Here is an 18,722-nt window from a genome sequence, read left to right as displayed (position 1 = left end):
ACCCGGGAAGGAAACCGACGATGACCATCTACGCCGACTACCAGCGCGACCGCATCGGCTGGTTCTTCGGCCTCTCCGGAGGCCAGCTGATGTTCCTGGCGCTGGCCAGCCTGCCGGCGTTCTGGGCGATCAGCCGCGGAGCATGGTTCTCCGCGTTCCTGTTCACCCTGGTCTGGCTGTTCCTGCTGGCCATCACCGTCATCCCGGTCCGAGGCCGCTCGGCCACCGGCTGGGTGTTCGTCTCGACGATGTACGCCGTCGGCGGGCTGCTCAGCTGGACCTCGTTCCGTGCCAAGGCCACCGAGGGCCGCGTAGAGGACGTAGACACCCCCGACCTCCCCGGGGTGCTTCAGGGCATCAAGATCCACGACGGCCCGCCGCACGGCTCCCAGCTGCAGCGGGTCGGAGTAATCCACGATGACGCCGCGAAGACGTGGGCAGTCACCGCCTCGATCGTCCACCCCGGCATCGGCATGAAGGACACCGAGGAGCGCAGCCGCTACGGCGAGGCGCTGGCCGGGCTGCTCGACGTCGCCGGCCGCACCGAGAAGATCGACGAGATCCTGTTTATGGTCCGCACCGTCCCCGAGGACGGCGCCGAGCGCGATCTGTGGGTCAACAAGCACCGCCGCGACAACGCCCCCCAGCTGTCCGAGGTCGTCAACAGCGACCTCGCGGTCGGACTCACGCAGGCGTCGGTTCGCACCGAGCAGTTCGTGACAATCGTCGTCCCGGAGACCCGGATCGCTCGGTCGGCCAAGGAGTCCGGCGGTGGCTTCGAGGGCCGCTGCCGCGAGCTCTACCTGCTGATGGCCGAGATCGAGGCCCAGCTGCGGGGCCCGATGGGGATGACGTCGGTCCGCTGGCTCACCTCGCCGGAGCTCGCCCTGGCGTCCCGCACCGGGTTCGCCCCAGGCGATCGCGCCGGCATCGTCGAGGCCCTCGCCATGCGGGAGCAGGACCCGAGCGTGAACGCCGACGTCCCGTGGGCGCTGGCCGGGCCCTCGGGCGCCGACGCGACGGTGCGGCACTACAGCCACGACGCGTGGAACTCGATCAGCGCCACCATCAAGCTCCCGACCCGCGGCGTGGCGATGGGCGCCCTGGCGCCGATCCTCACCCCGAGCGAGTCCGGTGAGCGACGCTCGTTCGTCGTCGCCTTTCCGATCGTGGCCCAGTCCAAGGCCGACCGGCAGTCGGGCAACGCAGAGTGGGCCGCAGACCTGGCTGAGGGAATGAACGAGAAGCTCGGCCGCAAGACCCGTGCCAAGCAGCGCGACGAGGCCCACAAGGCCCGCGGCCTGGACGCCAAGCTGGCCCACGGCAACGCGCTGGTCCGGCCTTACGCCGTGTGCACGGTCACGGTTCCCAAGACGCTGCGGATCACCGAGTTCGGCCGCCGCCTGGACGCCTCGATCCGCCGCGCCGGGTTTGCGCCCCTGCGGCTCGACCTGGCCCAGGACGTCGGTTTCGCCGCCTCGACCATCCCCGTCGGGATGAGCCTGACCCGGAGTGGAGACGCCTGATGCCCACCACCGCCCGCAGGAACCTCGGCGGCGCCAAGTCGGGAAGGGACATGGCGGCGTTGCTCTCCGACTTCGGCCACGACCTGCCCACGATCCCCACGCTCGCCCCGGAGGCCAAGGAGCCCCGGATCTTCAAGTACGCCTCGCGCCGCGGTGCATCCCGCCGCGGCCGCGGCTGGGCGCCCGCCACCGCCCCGGCGCAGGCCTGGCGGATGACGAGTGACCAGGCACCGGTGTTCTGGCCGTTCGTGTCTGCGCCGGCCCTGCCGCCGACCGGGGCGCAGATGGGCGTCGACCAGCTCTCCGGCGGCTCGTTCTACTGCGACCCCTTCGGCTGGGTGCTGCGCGACGACGTGTCGGTGACCAACCCGAACATCTTCCAGTTCGCCAAGCCGGGCACCGGCAAGTCCGGTACCACCAAGGCGTTTTGCACGCGGGTGATGCCCTTCGGCTACCGCACCTTGGTCCTGGGTGATCCCAAGGACGAGTACGAGTCGCTGTGCCGCGCGCTCGGCGTCGAGCCGTTTGTCATCGCCCCCGGCTTCTGGGCACGAATCAACCCGCTGGCCATGGGCCCGCTCGGCCACGACTGGGAGAAGCTCTCGGCCGAGGAAGCCCGACGGCGCACGACGATCATCTTCAAGCGCTGGCTGGTTCTGATCCGCGGCTTGGTCGGCAGCATGAAGCTCGACGACCAGCGCCGGGTGCCGTTCGGACCCGACGAGGGCGACGTCGTCCGCAACGCCTTGGGGATCCTCACCGGCTACGCCCCCGGCAACTCGATCCTCACCGAGACCACCATCCCGCGGCTGTGGGACCTGCTGCGCAATCCCACCGAGGAGCTCGTCCGGGCGTGCGAGTACGGGAGCCCCCGCCAGTTCCTCGACCAGACTCGGCTGCTGCGCAACGCGCTCGGCGAGCTGGTCACCGGGAGCCTGGCCGGTCTTTTCGACGACTTCACCAACATCGAGGTCGATTGGCGCGCCCCGATCCAGTCGTTCAGCCTCTCCCGGCTCGATGGACTGGGCGAAGAGGCCGTGGGCGTCGCGCTGCTGTGCATGAACTCCTGGGGCCGCGGACTGCGCGAGATCGCCGAGCCCGGCGACCTGCGCATCGTCGTGCGCGACGAGGTCTGGAAGCAGATGCGCCTCGGCGTCTCCGCGGTGATGAGCTTCGACGCCGACCTGCGGCTCTCGCGCGGCATGGCCGGCAAGGGCGGCGACATCCAGTTCGCCAACCTGCACAAGCCCTCCGACCTGCTCTCGGTCGGCGACGCCGACTCCCAGGCCGCGATGATCGCCAAGGACCTCCTCGAGCTCGCTGACATCAAGATCCTCGGCGGCCAGAAGCCGCGCGTCGCGCGCGAGCTCGACTCGATGCTCGGCTTCGGCCCGATCGCCCAGGACCTCGTCTCCGGGTGGGCGATGCAGGACAAGGGCCGAGCGCTGTGGTGCGTCGGAGACGCCACCTACAAGGTCCAGACGGTGCTCCACCCGCTGGAGAAGAAGATCTACTACACCAACGAGGCCATCGAGGCCGCCGGCTGAAGCGCTCGGGACTGACCTGTCGTGAAAAGGCTACTCCTCGCTGGACTGCCGGTCCTGATCGTCATCATGGCGCTGCCGTTCGTCGTGACCCTGATGGTGGTGATGACCTCGACCGCGGCCGCCGAGTGCCGCACCCAGACCAGCGAGTCCGCACTCACCGAACTCGGGGACCTCGGAGTCATCGATGGCCCCTTGGGCGGCCCAGTTAACGGCACAATCACCATGGCCTCTGTCGAGGAGCCGCCGACCGGCGACGTGTTCGCCCAGCTGATGCAGCTGAGGTTCGCCTCCAGCTACCCGACCGTGACCACCGAGCAGGCCCGCAACGCGATCACCATCGCCCAGGTCGCCCACGACCTCCAGGTTCCCCGCTACGGGCTACAGGTCGCGATCGCCACCGCGATCCAGGAGTCCAAGCTGGTCAACCTCACCGGCGGCGACCGCGACTCCGGTGGCCTGTTCCAGCAGCGTCCCTCGACCGGCTGGGGGAACCGTGCTGAGGTGACCAACCCGGTGCTCGCCACGCGTGCCTTCTTCGGCAAGGCCCAGCACGCAGGCAACCCGGGACTGCTCGACGTCCCCGGCTGGCAGGACATGCCGCTGACCCGGGCGGCCCAGGCCGTGCAGCGGGCGGGCCTTCCCGACGCCTACGCCCAGTGGGAGGACGTCGCCGGCGACATCACCCACCTCCTCGGCGGCGACCTACTCGACCTGCCAGACGTCGACGGCGCGGTCTCGAACGCGAGCAATTGCGAGGACACCGTCAACCCGATCACCGTCGGGACCTTGAACATCCTGGGCGCCGGCCACACCGACAACCAGGCTGGCGGCGGCAACGAGAAGGCCGGGTACGCCACCTGGGACAAGCGGCTGCCCGGGGCACTCAGCGCGATCGAGAACGCCGGCGTCACCATCGCCGGCCTTCAGGAGGTCCACGGCCCCCAGGCCAGAGCCCTGGTTGACCGCTATTCGGCCAAGTGGGGCATGTACCCGGCCACGGGCAACACCCAGAACAAGGTGATCTGGGACCGCGGCAGCTGGAAGATGACCGACTCACGCCTCGTCCAGATCCCGTACTTCAACGGCAAGGACGTCGGGATGCCGGTCGTCCAGCTGACGGGTGCTGCCGACAGGGTCAACACCGGGCAGGTCATCTGGGTCTGGAGCATCCACAACCCCGCCAACACGCAAGGGAACGCCGCCGGGCACCGCACGGAGGCGTTGCGCCGCCAACTGGCCACCATGACCGAGCTCGCCGGCACCGGCACCCCGGCAGTGATCCTGGGCGACTTCAACGACGGCAAGGACGGCAATAACTCCTCACACTGCGTCCTCACACCTAACCTGAGCAACGCCTTCGGGGGATCGGCCGAGCCCTGCAAGAAGCCCCAGGACGACGCGCCAATCGACCACATCTACGGCGCCAACCTCACCTGGGCCAGCGCGGAGGTCGACAGCAGCACCCAGGCCAGCAAGGTCGCTGACCACCCGCTGGTGACCGCCACCACCGACGGCAGCAGCGCGGGCTGCGCGGTCGCGACCGAGACCGACTACAACCTCGGCCCGGTCAAGCCGCAGCTGACGCAGCTGGTCAACATCCTCGGCCCGATGTTCGACATCAAGACCGTCGGCGGCTACCGCGAAAGCGCCACCGACCCCCACGGCCACCCGGCCGGGCTGGCGGCCGACTTCATGGTCCCGCTGACTCCCGCCGGCAAGGCCCAAGGGGACGCGCTCGTGGCGTACGCCCAGGCCCACGCCCGCGAGCTCGGGATCGACTACATCATCTGGTACCAGCGCATCTGGTCGGCCGCGCGAGCCGACGAGGGCTGGCGGCTGATGGAGGACCGAGGCTCGGCCACCGCGAACCACCTCGACCACCCGCACATCAACGTGCTGCCCAACGCCCAAGTCTCCCCGGTCGGCCTCGAGGGCGCGTCCTGCGACGAGGTGGTCTACCCGGTGCCGGCGGAGTACATCGGCACCGACAAGGGAAACTGGCACGACACCGGGCCCTACTGGTCCAACTGGCACACCGGAACCGACTTCTCTGCCCCGTGCGGCACGACCGTCTACGCCGCCCACGCCGGCACCATCGAGATCGACACCAGCCAGAGCTGGGCCGGCCCGCAGCTGGTCAAGGTCACCACCGGCGCCGCTTCCATGGCCAGCTGGTACGCGCACATGCAGGGCGTCATCGTCAGCCGCGGCCAGACCGTCGCTGCCGGCGAACCGATCGGCCAGGTCGGCAAGGAGGGAAACGGCTCCGAGTGCCACCTCCACTTCGAGGTCCACCTCGGGAACGGCTCCATCTACGGACCCGACAACGTCGACCCCTCGACCTGGCTGGCTGAAAACGCCTCGAACTCGAGGCGGTCTGTGTGATCGCTGCCGGGCCCCCCGACACATAGGTGACCAGCCAGAACTTCGACCACCCACGATTCCAGGAGGCGGAATCCAATGCAGCGAGAGCGACGACGCAACCCCTATCCCTGGACCTGGGAGATCCCTGTGGCCGTGGCCCTGGCGACCCTATCCGTCACTGTCAGCGGCATCCAGTTCGGCCGCTCCATCGCGAACGTGCTCGCCGGCGCCGGCTGGACCTGGCCCGACGCCAACGCCGGTGCGTTCCCCACGCCGATCGGCACCGCCTTCTGGACCAGCCTTCCCGGCGTGCTCAGCGGGCACGCCGACGCCGGTCTCCCCACGCCGACACCGGACAGCCTGGCTGGCCGCGGTCTGGTCTGGGTCAGCCTCGCGATGACCGAGGCCGTGCTGCTGACCGCCACCATCTGGGTCGGCGTCTGGGCCTACCAGCGCTGCGGCCCGGGACGCATGCGCGGCATGGCCACCGCCGCACAGGCCGAGAAAGTCCTGGGCGTCACTCGGCTGCGCAAGGTCGCCGACATCGTCCGCCCCGACCTCTACGGCAAGCACGCCACCGCCACCGCGGCACCCGTTCAGCGCACCGCCGGCGACCTCACCGAACAGACGGGACCGCAGCTCGGCCACGGGCTCAGCCCGTGGCTCCTGAACGGCCGCTGGACGAAGCCATCAACGGGGGAGGAGCGATGAAGCTGAGGTTCAACCCGTGGGAAGTGGGCTGGCGCATCGGAGACGCGCACGAGCCGCGTGGCGGCGAGCTGTGGGTGCCGTGGGACCGCACCGCCGGGGTGATCGGTCCGCAGGGCTCCGGCAAGACCCTTGACCTGCTCACCCCGGCGCTGCTCAGCGCGCCGGGCGCTGCCCTGGTCACCCTGACGAAGGTCGAGGACCTGCTTCTGAGCCTCACCGAACGTTCCCGTGGGGACCGGCCCTGCGTGGTCCTGGACCCGTTCGGGCTGGCCGAGGGCGTCTGGGGTCATGGGGCCGACGAGTTGATCTGGGACCCGATCGCCGGGTGTGTGGAATCCAAGGTCGCCGAGCGGCGGGCCAAGGCCTTCACCGCCGGCACCGTCAAGGGCGCGATTACCGGCGGCACCGGGGACGATGCCGCCCGGTTCTACGCCGCGGAGTCGGCGAAGGTGTTGCAGGGCTACTTCCACGCCGCGGCCCTGACCGGCAAGACCCTCGAGGACGTCTTGCAGTGGGTGGCGAACCCGACCGCGGCCACCCAGCCGATGGAGATCCTGCGACGCCATCCGCACGCCGAACCGTTCTGGCACGGCCTGTTGCACGGGGCGCTCAACGGCGACGACCGCACCGCCGGAAACACGATCACCACGGTGCAGCAGGCGGTGTCTCTGTTCTTCCAGGCCGACATCCGCCGCCGATGCGTGCCGAACGACGGGCACCCGGCTACCGATCTGGCCGACGTGATCCGTCGACGCGGCACCATCTACCTCCTTGGCCGCGAAGACCCCTACGCCTCAGCGAGCCCGCTGATGACCGCGGTAGCCGAGCACGTCCTGGACACCGGGCTGCTGCTAGCCAACACCTCACCGTGGGGCGGCCGGCTGTGCCCGCCCCTGGTCTCGGTCCTCGACGAGCTGCCCTCGACCGCACCGCTGCCGACCCTGCGCACCCGGATGGCCAACGAGCGGGCCCTGGGCCTGTCGTTCATCTGGGCCGCCCAGACCCGTCCCCAGCTGACCAGCATCTTCGGTGAGCACGAGGCCCGGGCACTGCTCGGCCTCACCAACACCTTGGTGACGTTCGGGGGGTCCAAGGACGTCGCGTTCAACCGGGAGATCTCCGACCTGCTCGGGACCGTCCGCATCGGCCGCGTCACCCACGCCACCGGCGGGTCCAACGGCGGCAGCCGCAACTTCTCCGGCGACGACATCCCCATCATGCGGCCCGAGGAGGTCCGCCAGCTTCCCGAGCGGCGGGCCCTGGTTATCGCCGAGAACGGCAAGCCGATCATCGCCAAGCTGTACCGCTGCGTGGAGGGCAAGACCGGTGAGCGGCTCATGGCTGATCAGCGGGCGCTGCGCGCGCGGCTTACCAGCGACCGCCGCTCGGTCATCGCCCCCGAAGCCCGAGCGGCCGCTGCCCTCGTCGAGGCGCGCCGCCTCGGGTTCGTGGACGACGAGACCGAACCGACAAGGAGTTGGCCGTGACGACGGACCAGGACCGACGGGCCGCGTCCACCCCGTTGGTGCTGCCGTTCCCCGTGCCCGGGGCACAGGTCCGGCTGGCCTATCGCGAACTCCACATCGCCGTCAACGGCACCGAGGAGCAGAAGAAGGCCCTCGGCAACTACGCCGAGCTGCCCCGGCCCTGGGAGCCGGCGACGTGCCCCGACCCCGAGCTGCGACATCAGTTGTGGGAGTGGCTCGAGGACGTCGTGATCTGGCTCAACCGCGACTACACCTGGGACGTCTCCGGGCTCATCCCCAGCTGCTGGCCAGTGCACCCGCACCTGGTCCACGAGATCGCGGTGCTCGCCGATCAACGCCGCCGCGCCGGGCTCGCCATGACCAGCGACGCCCTCGAGGAGTGGCACCGCTACTGCCTGCCCACCTTCACTGACCGCATGCGCAACAGGCTGCGGGCCCACTGCGACGACGAGCACAAGAACTGGCCGGCCAAGCCGCGACACAACGAGCACCTCGGGGAGGCCAGCACCCAGCGGCGGGAGAACGACTTCGTTCACGACGTCGACGCGCTGCCCGCCAGCCGACGAACCTACGAGCAGCCCGAACGGGTCGGTCGACCGCGCCTCGTCGAGGTCGACCTGGCAACCGGCGAGATCAACGACGACCCGCTCAGTGCGCAGCCGCGCACCCGGACCGAGAAGGGTCCCCGTAACTGATGTGCGGCCATCGCGGCGAGCATTCGCGCCGATCTGGAGGGGCCATTGTCTCGCGTGCATGGACGCCGAACTACAACCTGCCGAAGGTGTGCGGCACTGGCGTTGGCACTGCTTGGAACGCACCTGCACGACTTCACGGCCCTGCCGTCCTCCACAGAGAGGACGGCGGGACTTCTGCGCTGTCCCCGCCGGGCTGCAGACTGGCCCAATGCACACGACCGACGTCTACCCAGTCGCGAACCGCGAAGACGCCATCGTCGACATCCCCATTCCGTTCGCCCGCGCCGGGACGTGGCACGCCGAAATCCGCGCACGCCTCCTCGACGCGGAGACCGGCGACTGGTACTTCGAGGTCGGCTACAACACCGGCATCGCGGAGAACCGCATCGGCAACTTCCCCGCCGAGTGGGTGCGCCGCCCCGATATCACGGACCTGGACGGCATCGTGCCGGACGACGTGCTCGCGAGGATTCGGGGCGACGCCGAGGTCATCGACATGCCGCAGCGCAACGCCTGACCACCGTCAGCCCGCGTCTTCCTCGGCGTCAGACCACCACTCGCGGTCACGTGCTTCAGTACCTCTTACAGGAGCCGGCAGTCCTCGTCCCCTCGCGCTCCGGCTGCGGCTGACTCACACCTTCAGGGTGTTCCTGGCGACCTGCGCACGCACGAGAATCTCGAGCTGGTCCAGCCGGAACCACCGGCGACCACCGTGCACCGTGTACGGCACCCGCCCACGGTTCGCCCGCATCTTCAAAGCCCCCTCTGTGCAACCCAGCACCACCGCCGCGGTCGGTACCAGCAGCCACTCGTGCTCATCGTCCGGCGGCTGCGGACCGGTGGCATGGCTCGAAGGGCATCGACGCTCGCGCTCGGCCGCCGCCGTCCTCCGCGCGGCCGCCAGCTCGACCACCTGGTCGCGCGACAGCGACGGCCGCTTCCGTCTCGAGGTCAGGTCGCCGCGACGCAGCATCTTCGGAATCAGGCTCACATGCACGCCGAGCAGCACCGCAGCCTCGCGGTGCGTCACCCACTGGTTCGCCACGACGGCAGGCTAGACGACCTACCTACTTCGCAGGAGAAGTAACAAATCGCCTACAAGAGCCACGGAACGGTGACACGGTGCTGTGATCAGTACCGACACACCACACGGGGATATCACCATGATCAAGCACACCGCTCGGGCGCTCGCCCTTCTCCTGGCCGCTATTGGCCTCACCGGATTCGTCCAAGTTCCAGCCTCCGCGATCGTTGACCGCGACTGCAGCGACTTCAACACCCAGTCCGCCGCCCAGAGCTTTTACGTCAACGCCGGCCCAGGCGACCCGCACCGCCTCGACGACGACAACGACGGCCGAGCCTGCGAGACCCTGCCTTGCCCCTGCGGCGTCCGCAACCAGAATCCGCCCAGCCCGGCGCCGGTGAAGGTCTTCCGCGAGACCGGCAACGTCGTTCGTGTCATTGACGGCGACACCCTCAAAGTCCGTCTCCGCACGGGCGGCATCGTCGACGTCCGCATGCTCGGTATCAACACCCCCGAGCGCGGCCGCTGCGGCACCGGCGACGCCACCGACAATCTCCGCAACCTCGCCCCGGTCGGCTCGACCGTCAACATGGTTTCGGACCGCACCCAGGCCGCCAAGGATCGCTACGGTCGCCTGCTCCGCTACGTCGCGCGTAAAGGCGGCTACAAGGACCTGTCCTACCGCCAGATGTGGAACGGCTTTTCCAGGCCCTACGTCTTCGGTAAGAAGCCGGTCGCCCGGCACCGCCAGTACGTCCGCGCCTCGCAGACCGCCCGCAACAGCGACCGCGGCCTCTGGGCCAGCTGCTGGTGAAGCGTCGACTCTCCTGAGGCGGTTAGGTGCCCGCTACCAATGTTGGATGCGAGCGATTCGTCGGCATTCAAGGAACGGGGGAGGAGGCGCAGGTGTGTGGACGGCCCCCGAACGTGATCGCTCGACAGCCAAAGGCGGAATGACTCACCCATCGCGGCAAGCGGGACGTTCGCGAGTCGGCGGTGGCTTGGCTGTCGGAGCGGTGAGGATCGACCTCCCAATCAGTCAGTGATACGGGATGCCCGAGCTGACCCCAGGTCGAGCGGTCTTGGTCGTTCTAGTGTGTTGCGGCATGACCAAGCGCTCAGTCGTGCTCTATGCGCGCATCTCGGTGTCGACCGAGGAGTCGGTGTCGGTGGCGCGTCAAATTGCGGCGGGTCGGAAGTACGCAGCTGCCCGCGACTGGCGAGTCGTCTGCGAGTTTGTGGACGACGGCGTTTCAGCCACGCACAACAAGCCTGAACGGCGACCCGCGTGGAGACGGCTCTTGGCATCGCAAGTGCCATTCGAGGCGGTGGTGGTGTGGAAGGTTGACCGGCTCGCACGGCGGGTCATCGACTTCCTCCACGCAGACGAAACGCTACAAGCGCGCGGGGCTGCGATCGTCTGCGTGGAGCAAAGCATCGACATGACGACCGGGGAGGGCCGGGCTTTCGCGCAAATGCTGGCTGTGTTCGGTGAAATGGAGGCAGCCGCGATCTCATCGAGGATCACCGCGGCCCGAGAACACTTGGTTTCCGAGGGGCGGATACCTGGCGGACGCCAGCCATTCGGCTGGCGCTCAGTACCCAACCCCGATGGGCCCGGCTTCGTCCGCGACCAGGATCCCGAGCAGATCGAGTGGGTTCGGGGCATGGTCGAGCGAGTCATGCGAGGCGACACCGTCTACTCAGTGACAACCTGGCTCAACAAATCTGGCGCGCCCGGACCCCGCACGCGCCGCGATGGTCGCCCGTGGGGCTACTCCAGCGTCAACGTCCTCATGCGGAATCCAGTGCTCGCCGGGATGTTCCCGATCCACGCGCGCAGGGGCTTCGACCTGAACGGCTTCCCCCACGTTCGACGCAACGAGAAAGGCGAACCCATCATCGCAGCGGATGGGCTCATTTCCGTCGAGGACTTTCAAGCCCTCCTGCACGCGATAACCCACAAACCGCACCCGTCTGCAAGGCACCGGCACGGCTCCTCGTCTCCACTCCTCGCCCTCCTCGTCCAATGTCTCGCCTGCGACCGTCGCCTGGTGCGGCACCACGCTCACGGCAAGTTGACCTACTGGTGCCCCGTCTGCGGACAGGTCGTGAGCGCGATACCTCTCACCGATTTTGTGGTGCAGCGTCTTCTCGCGGAGCGAGGCTCACAACGCATGTTTAAGCGGGTCCTGGAGGTGCCAGAGAACCCGGCGGCGGCGCAGAGGCTGGCTGTGATTGAGCACGATCTGAAGGTGACCGCATTGGCCCTCACGGAAGACCGTGCGGATGCAGACACCCGCCACCTAAGCGAGGAGGTCGCTCGGCTCAAGCGCGCCCGCTTCGAAGCACGCCGCAGAGTCGCCGGTCAGGCGTTTGAACGGTTGACCTACGTAGGGACGGTAAAACAGGTCTGGGAGCAATGCGCAGATGACAGCGAACGCAACGCCGTCCTCGCCTCACAAATCGAGACACTCGCAGTCAGCAAAGCCGTGGGAGGGCCAAAATTCAACGCCGACCGCGTGCACCTAAGTTGGAACAACGAACGGAAGCCGATCGCTCCGGTCAGCGTCCCAGTAGGGCCCATCCAACGGCGCGCGAGTCAACCGGGCCCGTGGATCTCGTACAGAGATGCCTCTCGCCTGTCCGGCAGCAGCGAAGGGCGGATCCGCCGCGGCATCAAAACCGGCCTGATCACTCGTCGCAAGGCCGAACCCGGGCACCCGTCCCTCAACCGTAAGTCAGTCATCGCATTCCTTCGCCACGACGGGATCATCGACTGACCACCGTGCACGCACATCGGCATCGGCGAAGCCGCGCCAAACACGGCAATCCGGGCGTTGGGTGGTGCCGTTCAGGCGGGTAATGCTCCCCGCCCGCCGAAGGAGGCGGAACGCCTCCTTGCAGGAGGCGGACTAGGCCTCCAGCGACTGCAGGCTTGGCGGGCGGGGTCACAACCAGCTCGAAGGTTAGACAAGAGCGCCCTCCACCCGCCACGATCGGACCGTGGCCAAAACGACAGTTACTCAGATCACAGATGATCTCGATGGTTCAAAGGACGCAACAGAGGTCGCCTTTTCGTTCGATGGCGTCGACTACACGATTGACCTGTCGAAGAAGAATGCTGCAGCGATGGCGAAGGCTCTCAAGCCGTACGTCGATGCGGCAACCAAGGTCAGTGGTCGAGGGACTCGTGCGCGACGCACGAGGGCCTCTCGAGCCACTGGACCGCGCAAGGATCTCGCTTCCGTTCGTGAATGGGCGCGGGGTCAAGGCCTTGAAGTGTCCGACAGAGGTCGGGTCCCCGCCGCTGTTGTGGAGCAGTACGACGCTGCGCACTAGGTTCGATGCTCGGGGGTTCTCCGGTCCTTGTCATGCTGGCTTGCAGCTGAAGTCCAGCGCTGTCCCGCTGCGACCGCATCCGTGACGCCGACAGGCGGCGCTATGACGCACCATCCGTGACCCGCGTGTCACGCTGGCTAGCGTCGCATCTGCAGCAGTTAGCACCGGACAAGTTCGCGAGGAGCGCGCATCTGGACACGCAGCGCCGTTCCAGTCAGCGAAAATCGCTAGGCCCGTCGATGACCAGTCCGCAAACAGTTCAGCGGTGGCCATGCACGCTCGGGCGGGCTCAGATAAGTCGCCAGCTTCGAACTAGCCGTGTCTCACGCATCATGGCGAGAGGAGCGTGCGAATCGCTGCCCGCAGTGTTGTGCACTCGCTGTCGCTGATCGGGCGCTCCACGGTTTCATTCCCTCCCGTGGCGGCATGCGAGACGCATTCGGTCAGCACGGCGGTGAGCTGGGTGACGAGGTCCGCCCGTACCTCGTCGGCGGTCCGATGCGGTGTCTCGTCGGGGTCGTCGCCACCCGCGTCGTCCTTGGCGTTGCAGGCCGTCGCTTCCAGATCAGCATCCGTGGCTCCAGCCTCACGGGCCTCGGCGCACGCCTTCGCGGTCGCCACGGCCTCGGAGTCGTCACTGGTCACTACGTCGGCCAGGAGAGCGAACACGAGAAGGCCAGCGGCGACCACGCCGTAGGCAGCCCGTGACCGCGAGCCGCTGACGGCGTCGGTAGACCTGCGCCGGATGATGGCCAGGCGGGCACGAGAAGCTGCGAGATCGGTCTCCGAGCGCAGTTCGTCCGCCAGCGCCGTACGCCGCATTCTCTCGTCGTCGGTGCTGGCCCGCGCGGCGGCGGCCCGAAGGCTACGCTCCCGCTCCTGCACTCCAGCCAGAGATTCAAATCCGAACCTGTGAGCGGACTGGGCGAAGATCCTTGCGACGTCCTGACCGTCAGCGGCGCTCACGCCAGTCTGTGCTGTCGAGTCCAAGTCAATGACGACCGGCTGGCCGACCTGCATCAGCCGGATGGCCACATCGACGGCCGCGATGGCTGCGGCTAGCAGGCAAAGCACGGCCGCTATCGCGATAGTCCAGTCGAGCCAGCCCCGCAGCGGGGCCAGATCAGAGATCGTGGATAGCCCCACTGCGCCCGTCCCAACAGTGGCGATCGCCGCCAACGTCTTGCCGAACAGATCAACGCGTCCGCGCAATTGGTCGGCGGCCTTATCGATGGCTTGTGCGCCGACCTCGATGAGGGCTGGCTTCGTCGCCGGCTCAGGCATCTGAGCCGGTGCTCTGCTGACGTGGCTTGGCGCCGCTGGGAACAGGCCGCGACGACTTCCCGCCTGCCGGGTTCTTGGCAGTCTGCTTACTGGGGGGCGGCTCCTGGGTCGGTTCCTTGAGGGGCTGCGGAAGCATCCGGGCGAGGTCGTCACAACGACGACGAAGCCGCAACGCCATCTCGGCAAGCACGTCCAGCTCGTCGATAAACTTCGACGTCGTCGTGTCGGAATCCGTGGACTCGAGCTTTTTACGTGCTGTCTCCAAGGTTCCTTGCCCGGAGGAAAGTCGACCGGCAGCAATGTCGAGGTCAGTCGGGGGCGGCGTGCCCGCCTGTTTCAATTCCTTCTCGGCTTTACCCTTGGCGATGTCATCCAGCTCCTGTCCGAGTTCGGCCCGAAGAGCGGCCTCGTGGTCTGGCCCCGCTAGGTGCGCACGACGGACTCGCTGCTCGAGGGCAGCAAGCTCGGCTTCGACCTTCGCTTTCTCCGCGAGCGCCTTGGCCAGCGCGGCCTCGGCCTTGGCCCGGGCTGCTTCGTGGCGCGCGCGCTCCTCTTGAGCCTGCACCAGAGCAACGGTCTGCGGTGGTTCGACCTCCTCGGCGGTCCTCCTGCCGAGAACCCGTGCCCGGCGCTCCAGGTCTATCGTCTCGCGCACGAGGTCGCGGGCGAGTTCTGCCGCCAAACGCACTCCATCCGGCTCCGCGAGCCGGTCAAGCTCTTCGGTGGCCGTCCCAAAGGACTTGGCCGCGGCGTCGAGGTTAGTCGCCACCGACTGCCACGTGTCCTTCGGAGTTCGCGCCGGCTTGTCAGGGCTGGCGGGCTTCTCTACCAGCGTGGCGAGCCAGCTGAGCAATTCCTCTGTTTCGGACTTGAGCGACATCGCGACCCCCGAGCAGGCGTGTCTTTTCGCGAATGTACAACCACCCCGCCACGTCCGGCAACGACTCCCAGCACCGGTCATGACGTTGCCAAGAGTCGCGGTAGCCGAGTTCAGCGACTCTCAGGCCGAACGTTATGGCGAACCTGTGCCCCGTGGTTCGCAGGAACGGGCGGAACTCGTCGGGTCGACTACCAGTCCTGCGTCCACAGCGAAGCCAGCCCCACCCGCACCAGCTTGGAACGGCAAACCCGCGTTCCCGCGCCGACGCGGCCTCGAGAGTTCGTCCGCTGAACGGCGATCGAGACAGAACGAGATGCCAGTAGGAACCCGAGACCCCTTGTCGCGGCGGTAGGACGCAGCATCGACGGTCCGATTGCGGATCGTGGTGCAGCCGCGCTCAAGACCTCGAGCAGCCGCGGTTGACTGCCGTCGCCACCGGCCGAGATGGTGACGATCCATCCTAGATCGAAGGGCGCGTCATGGCAGAGCTCGACGGGTCGATCCCTACGACACTCGGTGCGCTGGTTGGCGCAGCAACGTTCGCGGCCGGCTTCCTGAGCACCCGGGTTCACCGGCAGCGCGATCAGGCGCTCATGATTGCCACCGAGACCGACGCGCTCGCCGACGCGGCGGCACGGGCGGGCGAGCCGATCCCGCCCGAAGTGCTCCGCAACCAGCTCCGCGCGCTTGACGAGGCTGGAAACGACCGCCTCGACCGGGTGGCCGGTGCTTCAGTGGTTGTCCTCGCGGGCTCGGCGGTTGTGCTCGCGTTGGTCACGGCGCGCGCGCAAGGTGTTGGAGGATCGAGTGAAGCGGGCCGATTACTGATCGCGTTCGTGGTGGCCGCGCTGGTCGTCCTAACGGTCGCAGTAGTCGACCTCGTGTTCTCTCGGCGTGACGTCAGTCGCCGCCGCGCCGCCAGCATCTTGGGCCTCATGGAGCGGTCTGACCGGCTCTGGGCCGGCACCGGCACGGTCCCAGAGGACCGCTGGAAGGAGGCGCTAGCCACTGCCACCGCGGCCGTACGGCGCTCACGCGGCATGTTCGGTCCGGCGTGGCAGGTGCTAGGCAACACCTATCTGGCCCGGCTGGGGATGCCACGCCCACCAGCGGACACCTGGGTCAACGCTCGATGGGCCTTCGATAGGGCGACCGCGTTGGGCCCGGAGTCCGCAGGGCTGCGGTGGGCGCGCGCGTATCTTCTGGAGATCGGGCCGGAGCCGGACTGGGAAGAGTGCGTGCGAGAGTGGGTCCGCGGATGCTGGTTACATCACGAGGCGACCCGCCCGCTCGCCCGAACTGACGAGATCGTCGAGGGGCCGGATGAGCGCACCCACCGCACCATCGCTGCGAACCGTGGCGAGGTTCCCGCACCCGACACACTCCGCTTCCGGCCACGGGACCCGGTCGTCTTCGCTGGCGCGCTTGGCCGAATACCGCCGATGACGAGCGTGGCGAGCCTGACCGCCCGCTTGCTCTACGAGGGAATCCGGCGCGAGCCCGATGCCGCAGCGACCGCGGCCCAGGTATGCGTCGAATGGCTAGAGCGCCAACGGCACACCCTTGGGTTTCTGGGGGACGTCGTCGCTGACAGCACGGCTCGAAGCCTTCTCGCGCCGGACGACCCTCCCGGATGGTTCGAGACGATTGAGCACTACGTGAGCGAGGAAGGACCGATTCGCCGAGCACAGCGCGAGGCCGATGCGGTGGAGGCGGCCGCGGAGGCTGAAAGACATGCGCGCCATGAAGAGATCACGCGGCGGCTGGAAGACCTCGACGCATGGGTCAACGGCGACGAGGCGACAGACGACATGGCTCGAGACCCCGACCAGGAGATCGACTGGGACGTGCAGATCGCACGCAATCAGGAGCGACTACATGAGATCGACACGATGCGGCGCGAGCACCAGGACTGGCTCGACCAGCAGCAGGACCGTCAGGCTGAGAACGAGCGCCAGTCGCGGGACCTTCGAGACTCCCTAGACCGCCTCGATCGGATCCGCGCCGGCCGAGCGACCGAGGCCGACCTAATCGAGGCACAGATCGGCGTGGACGACCTGCCTGACGCCCCGTGGCCAGAGCCGCGACCGCGCCCCGGTGACCCGCCAGCCGAGCCACGAGACCCGGGGTAGCGCAGTGCGGCGAGTCGTGCAGGTGGGAGGACCGGCGCAGAGGCGTAAGCCCACTGAGCATTCTCGCTTTGTAGGGATTCCCTCGCCACCCTCGATAGGCGCCATCTCGCCCCGAGGATGCGCTTGAAGGCGCGCGCCGGCACGCGGCGGAGTGACGCGGTGAAGTTCGAACGCCGGCCGTGGACCAGACAGCCGTTGCAGCCGGCGCGCCGGGGGCGCACCATCGAATGACGGCCCTCTCGGGTGCGCGAATACACGTCGGCGCAGAGGACGGCTCACATGAATCCTGCAACCCAGCAGTCCGAGGGGTCGACAGACTCCTCGACGTACTCCCACCTGACCGCGCTCGGCGTTGCCGTAGCGATTGTGACCAGTCTGGGAAGCTTTTACTACACCTACAGGACAAGTGTTCAGGCGGATGAGAATCGAACGCACGTGGCCCGCCAAGAGATTGTTGCCGCGGTGTTGCAGATGGGGGACATCCATCGTAAGCGTGAGGATGGCTATTCGAATGAGATCCTCCTACTGGCCAGGGGCGCCGAGAAGCTGATCAACGACTCGCGGGGGGAGGACCTCGAGCTCGACCCGGCGACGTACCGGCAGATATCGGAGTATGTGGCATTCTCCACCAGCGACATGGAGCTCGCGACTCGGATGGCTGCCGCGGCCGTCGACGAAGCGGCGCCCGCCGATATCGAAGTCGTACGGGCGCGGCGCGTCCTCGGCAGCATCGCGGCTCAGGAGGGGGACCTACAGGCGCTTCGCACGGAGTTTGCGGCGGCGCTGCGTGCCGCCAAGGTGGCAACAGACGACGAGCCGGCATTGGGGTCCAAAGTGGCGCGACAGACGCGGGCGTTCAGACTGCTCGCTGCGTTCCTGGGCGCCAAGAAGGCGCCGAACGCGAACCTGAGGGCCCAGTTCTGTGCGGCCGCAAACGAGTGGCGCGATGACCTCACGGCCGTCCACAGCTCGATGCACCTGTCCTTCGTCGCCCTACAAGTTCATCGCATCGCCGGTCCAGACTCCACGGATGCCGACTTGAGTGGCCAGTGCCCCAGCGTCACCGACGGTTAACGAGGGTAAGTGGGTCATCCGTGCCGACGCCGACAGGCGGAATGACGCGCCCGTTGCGGGAGGTTCGGATCGCCGACGCGAGCGTCGAATGCCTATTCACGGGGGCGATGCGTGTGCTGGTCGCCCGAGCGGGCGATCAGTCCATAAGTCCATCCGCGAGCATGGCTCACTCGTCTGCATCAAAGGTTGAAGGATCTACGCGCTTCCACCGGCATGCCACAGGGTGGTGCATCGTGCGCGCGCGTTGGGAGTCAATCTTCTCGTCGGAGATTGGGTATCTGCGGTCGTCACCAGGACACGCCCCGCTGCTCTGCGAACCTGCGCTCGGCGCGACGCCGCGTTCATTTGACGCTGCGTCGTTGTTCGAGATGGTCTCCGCCCTGGCATCGGCGCCGCGGGACCTCTTTACGCGAGCAGGGGCCTGGGGCGGTGGACCGAGGGACACGGCTTGGAGTACGGGAGGCGCGGACCTCAACCGCAGGCGTCGTACCCGCCCTTGTAGACGCATTCGCCTTGCGGAGCGGGCTCGTACGGGTCGTAGGTGTCAACGCCGCCGCCGGTGTTCAGCACAGCCGCGAAGAACGTCAGGATGGCGGCGATCAGTCCGATCACGGCGATCACGAACTTCACAGTCAGGGTCATGACATGCCTCCGTT

The 18,722-nt window shown here is 67.7% G+C and carries 16 protein-coding genes; 12 read left to right on the top strand and 4 right to left on the bottom strand.

Features of this window, described 5'->3' with window-relative positions:
• Window positions 1–20 precede the first annotated feature (20 nt).
• The 7 genes from ACFQW6_RS07300 to ACFQW6_RS07270 all read left to right on the top strand — a co-directional run bounded on the left by ACFQW6_RS07300 (window position 21) and on the right by ACFQW6_RS07270 (window position 8,847).
• Entirely contained in the window at window positions 21–1,526 is a 1,506-nt protein-coding gene (locus tag ACFQW6_RS07300) for an SCO6880 family protein (protein WP_378542807.1), read from the top strand.
• Complete coding sequence (locus tag ACFQW6_RS07295; RefSeq protein ID WP_378542805.1) at window positions 1,526–3,073, top strand: ATP-binding protein; 1,548 nt, start codon at window positions 1,526–1,528, stop codon at window positions 3,071–3,073. Before ACFQW6_RS07300 ends, ACFQW6_RS07295 begins: the two co-directional genes overlap by 1 nt.
• A 21-nt stretch (window positions 3,074–3,094) precedes the next feature.
• The gene (locus ACFQW6_RS07290) at window positions 3,095–5,458 is read left to right on the top strand and encodes a peptidoglycan DD-metalloendopeptidase family protein (RefSeq protein WP_378542804.1); all 2,364 of its coding nucleotides are present in this window, start codon (window positions 3,095–3,097) and stop codon (window positions 5,456–5,458) included.
• 75 nt (window positions 5,459–5,533) lie between these two features.
• Window positions 5,534–6,148, top strand: a complete 615-nt coding sequence (locus ACFQW6_RS07285; RefSeq protein WP_378542802.1) for a hypothetical protein — start codon at window positions 5,534–5,536, stop codon at window positions 6,146–6,148.
• Entirely contained in the window at window positions 6,145–7,635 is a 1,491-nt protein-coding gene (locus ACFQW6_RS07280; protein WP_378542800.1) for a type IV secretory system conjugative DNA transfer family protein, read from the top strand. Before ACFQW6_RS07285 ends, ACFQW6_RS07280 begins: the two co-directional genes overlap by 4 nt.
• The gene (locus tag ACFQW6_RS07275) at window positions 7,632–8,330 is read left to right on the top strand and encodes a hypothetical protein (protein WP_378542798.1); all 699 of its coding nucleotides are present in this window, start codon (window positions 7,632–7,634) and stop codon (window positions 8,328–8,330) included. The genes ACFQW6_RS07280 and ACFQW6_RS07275 overlap by 4 nt, the downstream gene beginning before the upstream one ends.
• 208 nt (window positions 8,331–8,538) lie before the next feature.
• A complete protein-coding gene (locus ACFQW6_RS07270; RefSeq protein WP_378542796.1) occupies window positions 8,539–8,847 on the top strand; it encodes a hypothetical protein in 309 nt (102 codons plus the stop codon).
• A gap of 114 nt (window positions 8,848–8,961) precedes the next feature.
• On the opposite strand, the gene ACFQW6_RS07265 is transcribed toward ACFQW6_RS07270, so the two are convergent.
• Window positions 8,962–9,375, bottom strand: a complete 414-nt coding sequence (locus ACFQW6_RS07265; protein WP_378542794.1) for a hypothetical protein — start codon at window positions 9,373–9,375, stop codon at window positions 8,962–8,964.
• Window positions 9,376–9,493: 118 nt separating this feature from the next.
• Between ACFQW6_RS07265 and ACFQW6_RS07260 the strand changes: the two genes are divergently transcribed.
• From ACFQW6_RS07260 to ACFQW6_RS07250, 3 genes are all read left to right on the top strand, one after another.
• Window positions 9,494–10,168, top strand: a complete 675-nt coding sequence (locus ACFQW6_RS07260) for a thermonuclease family protein (protein ID WP_378542792.1) — start codon at window positions 9,494–9,496, stop codon at window positions 10,166–10,168.
• Window positions 10,169–10,460: 292 nt separating this feature from the next.
• Complete coding sequence (locus ACFQW6_RS07255; protein ID WP_378542790.1) at window positions 10,461–12,137, top strand: recombinase family protein; 1,677 nt, start codon at window positions 10,461–10,463, stop codon at window positions 12,135–12,137.
• A 223-nt stretch (window positions 12,138–12,360) separates the two neighbouring features.
• Window positions 12,361–12,696: an Lsr2 family protein gene (locus tag ACFQW6_RS07250; protein WP_378542787.1), complete on the top strand. Its 336-nt coding sequence runs from the start codon at window positions 12,361–12,363 to the stop codon at window positions 12,694–12,696.
• Between the two features lie 330 nt (window positions 12,697–13,026).
• On the opposite strand, the gene ACFQW6_RS07245 is transcribed toward ACFQW6_RS07250, so the two are convergent.
• Both ACFQW6_RS07245 and ACFQW6_RS07240 read right to left on the bottom strand, forming a co-directional pair.
• Window positions 13,027–13,980 (bottom strand): hypothetical protein, encoded by a 954-nt coding sequence (locus ACFQW6_RS07245; protein WP_378542785.1) that lies wholly within the window; start codon window positions 13,978–13,980, stop codon window positions 13,027–13,029.
• On the bottom strand, window positions 13,973–14,860 hold the full coding sequence (locus ACFQW6_RS07240; protein WP_378542783.1) for a hypothetical protein: 888 nt from the start codon (window positions 14,858–14,860) through the stop codon (window positions 13,973–13,975). The genes ACFQW6_RS07245 and ACFQW6_RS07240 overlap by 8 nt, the downstream gene beginning before the upstream one ends.
• A gap of 479 nt (window positions 14,861–15,339) precedes the next feature.
• Between ACFQW6_RS07240 and ACFQW6_RS07235 the strand changes: the two genes are divergently transcribed.
• Entirely contained in the window at window positions 15,340–16,992 is a 1,653-nt protein-coding gene (locus tag ACFQW6_RS07235) for a hypothetical protein (RefSeq protein WP_378542781.1), read from the top strand.
• 279 nt (window positions 16,993–17,271) lie between these two features.
• Window positions 17,272–18,066: a hypothetical protein gene (locus ACFQW6_RS07230; RefSeq protein ID WP_378542779.1), complete on the top strand. Its 795-nt coding sequence runs from the start codon at window positions 17,272–17,274 to the stop codon at window positions 18,064–18,066.
• Window positions 18,067–18,537: 471 nt separating this feature from the next.
• On the opposite strand, the gene ACFQW6_RS07225 is transcribed toward ACFQW6_RS07230, so the two are convergent.
• The gene (locus ACFQW6_RS07225; RefSeq protein ID WP_378542777.1) at window positions 18,538–18,708 is read right to left on the bottom strand and encodes a hypothetical protein; all 171 of its coding nucleotides are present in this window, start codon (window positions 18,706–18,708) and stop codon (window positions 18,538–18,540) included.
• Between the last annotated feature and the right edge of the window lie 14 nt (window positions 18,709–18,722).

Origin of the sequence: Nocardioides sp. GCM10028917, assembly GCF_042666175.1 — a bacterium.
Taxonomy (GTDB): Bacteria; Actinomycetota; Actinomycetes; order Propionibacteriales; family Nocardioidaceae; genus Nocardioides.
The sequence above is the reverse complement of the archived record's forward strand: the minus strand, read 5'-3'. Positions and strand labels throughout refer to the sequence as shown.